1 protein-coding gene is annotated in these 584 nt (G+C 46.6%); it reads left to right on the plus strand.

Annotated elements, in window-relative coordinates; translation table 11 throughout:
• Nucleotides 1-193, plus strand: a 193-nt coding sequence (locus SB754_RS19185) for a type II toxin-antitoxin system RelE family toxin (RefSeq protein ID WP_410784008.1), incomplete at its 5' end; no start/stop codon positions are given.
• Nucleotides 194-584: the final 391 nt, after the last annotated feature.

Genomic DNA, 584 nt, shown 5'->3' on the forward strand with positions numbered 1-584 from the left:
GATTGTAGATTTTATGGACTTACGCATTGCTGTTGCAGAAGATCCCCGCCAGTCAGGGAAACCGCTAAAAGGTGAGCTAGGTGAATTCTGGCGTTATCGGGGAGGGGATTATCGCATTTTGTGTGAGATCCGGGATGACGAGCTGGTCATCCTTGCGGCCACGATTGGTCATCGACGCGAAGTTTACGACTGAAGCCCGCTGCGCGGGATTTTTCATTAAGAGGGATTTTATGGAATGGTTAATTGGTGGGTTCGTTGTACTTGTCATTCTCGGTGCGATGTTTAAACCAAGGCGCTGTGATGTTTGTGGCATAGGTTTTAATAAGAAACATTACACTTGGACTATTGAAGGCAAAAAGCAGCATTTGTGCCCTAATTGCAATAGCAAAATGAGTAGACGGGTTAGCAATCAACGATTTACTGACAGGTTTGGACGGTAACCGATCTTGATGCAGGAAAGCACTGTTATGGTAAATAGTTGCGGGATCGACAGAAGTTGCCAGACGGTGTAACGTTAGAGCCAGAAAAAACAAAGCCCCGGAAATCATGCTCTACTTTGGCGAGCGGACATGATAACCAGGGCC

The organism is Leifsonia sp. SIMBA_070 (assembly GCF_046534635.1).
GTDB lineage: Bacteria > Actinomycetota > Actinomycetes > Actinomycetales > Microbacteriaceae > Leifsonia.